Source organism: Methanomicrobium sp., assembly GCF_055145805.1.
Genome location: NZ_JBSREC010000052.1, coordinates 1 through 5,681, shown reverse-complemented (window position 1 = coordinate 5,681; position 5,681 = coordinate 1). Strand labels below are relative to the sequence as shown.

The window sequence follows — 5,681 nt, the reverse complement described above, 5'->3', positions numbered from 1 at the left end:
GCCTACGCTCTTTCAAACTATAATGTGAGAATTCATACGATTGCACCAAAAGGACTTGAGATTCCACAGGGACTTGCAAAGGAACTCAAAGACAGAGATACAGAAATAGCCGAGCATAGCAGTATGGATGAGATAATAAACGATCTTGATGTTCTCTATGCCACGAGAATACAGCGCGAAAGATTCCCTGATTCGGCAAGTTACTCAAGAGTTGCACATTCATACAGAATTACACCTGAGACACTTGAAAATGTGCGTGAAAACCTTATTCTCATGCACCCCCTTCCCCGTGCAGGTGAGATAGATCCACGTGTTGACAAACTGCCATATGCCAAGTATTTCAGACAGGCGGAAAACGGAATACCTGTAAGAATGGCAATGCTTGAGGAGGTTATTTTATGACAAAAAAGGATGGCAAACCGGAAAACGGACTTCTAATCAGCCCGATTCAGGACGGAACCGTGATAGATCACATTAAAGGGGGAGAGGCACTCACCGTTCTGAGAATTCTTGGAATAACAGGTTTTACAACAGAATCCTTATCGATAGCAACAAACGTTAAGAGCAATCTCTCCGGAATGAAGGATATAGTGAAGATATCAGACAGGGAACTTTCAAAAGAAGAGGTAAACAGAATTGCACTCATATCCCCGAATGCAACCATAAACATCATCCGTAACTACAGGGTTGTTGAAAAAATAGGGGTTGAGATCCCCGATATATTTACAGGCGTTATCATCTGCCCGAATCCCGGCTGTATTACAAACTCTGACGAACCTATTGATACAAAATTTGAGGTGGTAGAAGGTACACTGCATTGCCTTTACTGCGACAACATCATCTCATCAGATATTGCAGACTATATAATATAACTTAATATATATCACACATACATTGTTACAGACAATGGTGGATTCAGGGGAGATCTATAGTAAATGCAGAATCTGCAGAGAAGTATTTAAAAACAGAATAGTTCTGTTTTTAGCAATATTAACCATCGTATGTCTTTCACTCTCACTTTACACCCTGTTTAACAGCTACCCTCCGTTTTTTATTCCTTTTCTTTTATTTCCGATTTTGGCAGCTTCATATCTTTACCCAAAAAAAGCAATATATTTCACAGGATTTCTCGGAATTATTTATCTTGTTTTTAGTTCATTTAAGACAGGAGGACCATATTTCATACCTGTTACAGGTCCGGTATATATCTTTGTTACAATTGTTCTAAGCATTATCATATCCTTTCTTTCATACAAAATCAAAGAATCCGAGAAAAAGTATCTTTATCTGATAAATGATCAGACTGAACTGATATCACGGGTTCTTCCCGGCGGAGAATACACAATTGCAAATGATGCCTTCTGCAACTATTACGGAATTAAAAAAAGTGCAATAATTGGTAAAAAATTCAACCCCGATATGCCACCCGAATATAGTGAAAAGTTACAAAAAGCAATAAAAAACCTCACAATAAAAAAACCCCTGAAAAATCTTGAAATTTGTATAATCACAAATGAAGGAGAAACCAGATGGCAAAATCTGAATATAAGAGCTTTTTATGATGAATATGGTCTTTTAACTGAACATCAGTACGTTGCAAGTGATATTACAGAGAAAAAATTGTTTGAAAAAGAGCTTCAGGAGAAGGTCAATTATGTATCCGCTCTCATGGACTCAATTCCTGCACCGGTATTCTATCGTAACACAAAGGGTATTTATTGTGACTGCAACAGTGCTTTTGAAATGCTTGCAGGGCAGAAAAAAGATGATATCATAGGAAAGAATATCTATGATTTTTTCCCGGCAGAACTTGCGGATTTTTACTCGAAAAAGGATAGGGAAATTATAGAGAAACCGCATCACCAACAGTATGAATACAAAATAACAAATAAAAAAGGAGAATATCACGACGTCCTGTTCAGCAAGACAGCAAGACTGGATGCAGAAGGCAATGTGACAGGAATAGTTGGCATGGCTCTTGATATTACCGCAAGAATTCAGGCGGAAAAGGAGCTTCAGAGATCTCTTGACGAAAAAACAACCCTTTTGCAGGAGGTTCATCACAGGGTTAAAAACAACCTTGCAGTCATAAACTCGATGCTTGGAATGCAGATGAACGATCTGAAAGAGGAATGCTTTTTAGAGCCATTAAGAGACGCAAAAAGCCGTATAATCTCAATGGCACTTGTTCATGAGGAACTTTACAAATCCGACAACATAGCTGTTATAAATGCCGGTCATCATTTTGAACTCCTTTTAAAAGAACTGGTGGCCAATTTTGGAAGAGATAAAAAAATTGAGGGCAGGGTTTTTGCAGAAAACTGTTTTCTTTCGATAGATACAGCAATACCATGCAGTCTTGTTGTAAATGAGCTCATAACAAACTCTCTCAAATATGCATTTGAAGGGAGCGATGGCGGAAACATTTCCATTAAAATGAGTGATAACGACGGTTTTCACAATATATGTGTTTCAGACAACGGAACAGGTATGCCAAAAGGATTTGATTTTGAGAATTCCTCGACTCTGGGAATGCGGCTTGTCAAAAACATAATTGAATACCAGATGGAAGGCAGTATTGAACTTGATCTGGACAATGGAACATGCTGGAATATTACAATACCAAACGCAAATTAAAGATATGTATTATATTGCTCTGCTTTTTTTAAAATTCTGACAGATTAGATCAAAATTTATTTTCCTTTAGAGAGAAGACTCCCGTGAACATCTATCTCACCTTTCCAGATTCTTGTGCTTGAAATCCAGCGTCCGTCCTCTGCAAGAACGCAGGTAATCTGGTGTATGTCGACCTTTTTCTGATTATTCTCTTTTCTGAGTTTATTTATCTCAACAGCAGTCGGAAAAGTCTCCTCACTAACAACAATTGCGTCAAAATCGGTATCAAGGGTTGACCCAAACCTGTCCTTTAGCTCTTCTATCTCCCATTTTGCACTGTAATTTTTTAAATTAAGATATTGGACAAGATCTTTTTTTCTCTCAGGAAATGGTCTTATGGGATGCGTTTTTCTGTTTGCAAACAGATCTCCGGACAGACCAATCCTCACATACCCCTTTTCACCTGCGATCTCAAAGGATCTCTCAAGCAGTTTTTTATGACCATCATGAAGAGGATCAAATGTGCCTCCGACCATAACTTTCATTTGAATATATTTCTATCACAGCCTGACTTTATGTATTTTCTTTCAGTTCTTTTGATGAAAAATTGTTACCATCGTATATTTTTCGTGTAAAATTACATAGATAAAGTTTATTCAAACATCAAGATGATATCTTAAGAATTCATTTTTAGAGAAGACAATTATAGTTGTCGTTGTATAATACTCTTCAATGGTTAAAATTGAAAAAGTGTATGATAGTAAAGTATCAGATTACGTAATTTTTGTTTTAGCAATAATAGGTATTCTAAGCTTGATTTATATTTTTTACTTCAATGGTGCGTTTATATTTTTTCATCTAGCTATTTTCTTGCTGATTTTGTTTTCATCCATTTATGTTGGATTAGCGTTATATTATTCTAAAAAAGGTAAAACTTGTGTAAAAAAAGTAATAATGAGTCAAAATCAATCTATCTCAAAAAATCACAATGCAATTATTATATTAAATTCTGAAAGAAATACTTTCACTTTTTGGGGTGGAATTGATGTTTTAATAGAGGCTTTTGAAAAAAGGAAATGCCCATTTAAACTATATTGCTGTAATTCTGCTGAAGAAATTGATTCTGTATTAAAAAATCCTTATGCAACCAGTATTTGGCTATTTGGTCATGGATGGAGAGGTGGTTTTTCCCTATATAAAAAGAAAAATATTGTAGAATACATTACATTGAAAGAAAAAGTTGAAAGAAGATCTTATAGGGATCTAATTAAAAATCCAGAAAATTACCCGAAAAAGGAGTTTATTGCTCAATTTCATTGTAATCATATTGTTAAAAAAAGAAATAACATATCTCTCCCCGAATTATTATTAATCGACTCTTCAGATTATAGAAATTCTTATGTTTCAAATTATAAAATGTCCTCTATCTCTATTGTTTCAGCTCTAAAGAATGAAGTAATTGATAGAATTAAATGTCCTTCCTAATCTATCTCTGACTTCCCTTTTTTAAATTCCTCCTCAATTTGTTCAGACAGGTCTTTGATCTGGAACAGGAGAATGTTATTGATTTTATTACTGATTCACTGTGCTCCGAAATCAAAAAATTTCTTCATAGATCATGACCAATAATTGGTTATGGCAATGATTTGCAGGGATTGTGGAGCAAAATTGTATTCTGCTGGATTCTTATATGGTTGTGTTAACAAAAAACCTCGTGCCGAAATATTCAAATGCACCCGTCCCGGATGTAAAAATCAGGTTTTTGTTAATATCATCGTAAAAAAAGAGTCAGAAGATAATTCTTAAATTTATCTGAGATCTTCAAGAGAACTATAAAAAGAATTAAGCACTTCACTAAAAGAGTCTAATTTATGATGAAAATTGAGCATACTTATTCAATTGCAATTCTCTTTTTTGCTATAATATGGATGCCTTTAATGTTCATATATGGATTTTTTACGAACTTTTTAAATATCAATGGAGAGCTTTTCGTTATTATTGCATCCATATCTGCTATTTTCTTTTTTGTGTATCTGTTCATATTTATTCCTTTAAGTACTTACTATGGAAAAAAGTATATGAGCAAATATCCTGAAAATCCCGGATTCAAGGACAATGCAAGTCATCATTCCATAATTTTGATCAATTCCCCAAATCCTGATGACTCATTACCTTGTGGCTTATCTGTTCTTATAAAGGCCCTTTTAAAGAAAAACTGCAATTTCAAGTTATATAATTGTTACAATGTCAATGATGTAAAGGAGGTTTTAAAAAATAAATATGCCTCCGACATCTGGATTTTTGGTCATGGTTGGAGAGGGGGAGTAGTATTTAAGCGGAAACGAACTTTAAAAGATATAATTAAGCATGAAAATAAGGGAGAACTTTTGATATATAATGATCTTATTCAGGAAATTGATGAATATTCCAAAAAGAGATTCATTGCTCAGTTACATTGTAACAATCTATCAAAAAAAATGAGTAATCAAAATTTACCCGAAATTTTATTAGAAAAACCTAATGACAACAATTACTTTATATCAAGTTATAAGTTGGATCCTGTTTCAATATATCTTACCTTAAAATTCAGACTTGTAAAAAGAATCAAATGTACAGAATTATCTAAATAATCTGACTTCCCTTTTTTAAATCCCCTTTCTATTTTACTGCATGGGAAACCTTAAATCTGATATTGCCAAACATGGAAACCTGAGGTCAAACTTGACCTTGAATTCTATCTTCTTTCAAAAGAGCTGTATGTCAATGTGGATGCTGTCCGAAACTGGCCTTATGAAAAGATCATGAAATGGCTGATTGCTCTTGGAATGATTGCTGACAATCAGAAGAAAGCAATTGAAGAAGGAACACAGAAGAAAAAAGAGAACGGGGAGATTTGCAGGGTTGAAGAAGACAAGGTTATTTATTATTCTTGATTTACCTTGTGTAAATCGAGATACATTGGAACAAAATCTTTACCTGTACTTCGGGTGGCAATTTTAAACCCATTTTTTTCATAAAATTTTAAAGCCTGTTCAGTATTTTTTGAATCTATAGTTATAAATCTA

Annotated in this window: 6 protein-coding genes and 1 pseudogene; 6 read left to right on the top strand and 1 reads right to left on the bottom strand. The window is 34.3% G+C overall.

What is annotated here, in order from left to right; translation table 11 throughout:
- The 3 genes and pseudogenes from ACTB1O_RS04250 to ACTB1O_RS04240 all read left to right on the top strand — a co-directional run.
- A pseudogene (locus ACTB1O_RS04250) lies at positions 1-402 on the top strand (aspartate carbamoyltransferase); the annotation flags it as partial.
- Positions 399-872, top strand: a complete 474-nt coding sequence (pyrI, locus tag ACTB1O_RS04245) for an aspartate carbamoyltransferase regulatory subunit (RefSeq protein WP_462993898.1) — start codon at positions 399-401, stop codon at positions 870-872. The pseudogene ACTB1O_RS04250 and the gene pyrI, both read left to right, overlap by 4 nt.
- Positions 873-894: 22 nt before the next feature.
- Positions 895-2,637: a sensor histidine kinase gene (locus tag ACTB1O_RS04240; protein ID WP_462993897.1), complete on the top strand. Its 1,743-nt coding sequence runs from the start codon at positions 895-897 to the stop codon at positions 2,635-2,637.
- Positions 2,638-2,693: 56 nt separating this feature from the next.
- On the opposite strand, the gene ACTB1O_RS04235 is transcribed toward ACTB1O_RS04240, so the two are convergent.
- A complete protein-coding gene (locus tag ACTB1O_RS04235; protein ID WP_462993896.1) occupies positions 2,694-3,161 on the bottom strand; it encodes a phosphopantetheine adenylyltransferase in 468 nt (155 codons plus the stop codon).
- Between the two features lie 187 nt (positions 3,162-3,348).
- Between ACTB1O_RS04235 and ACTB1O_RS04230 the strand changes: the two genes are divergently transcribed.
- The 3 genes from ACTB1O_RS04230 to ACTB1O_RS04220 all read left to right on the top strand — a co-directional run bounded on the left by ACTB1O_RS04230 (position 3,349) and on the right by ACTB1O_RS04220 (position 5,549).
- Positions 3,349-4,101 (top strand): hypothetical protein, encoded by a 753-nt coding sequence (locus ACTB1O_RS04230; protein ID WP_462993895.1) that lies wholly within the window; start codon positions 3,349-3,351, stop codon positions 4,099-4,101.
- Positions 4,102-4,487: 386 nt separating this feature from the next.
- Complete coding sequence (locus tag ACTB1O_RS04225) at positions 4,488-5,246, top strand: hypothetical protein (protein WP_462993894.1); 759 nt, start codon at positions 4,488-4,490, stop codon at positions 5,244-5,246.
- A 135-nt stretch (positions 5,247-5,381) separates the two neighbouring features.
- Positions 5,382-5,549, top strand: a complete 168-nt coding sequence (locus tag ACTB1O_RS04220; protein WP_462993893.1) for a hypothetical protein — start codon at positions 5,382-5,384, stop codon at positions 5,547-5,549.
- Positions 5,550-5,681 lie beyond the last annotated feature (132 nt).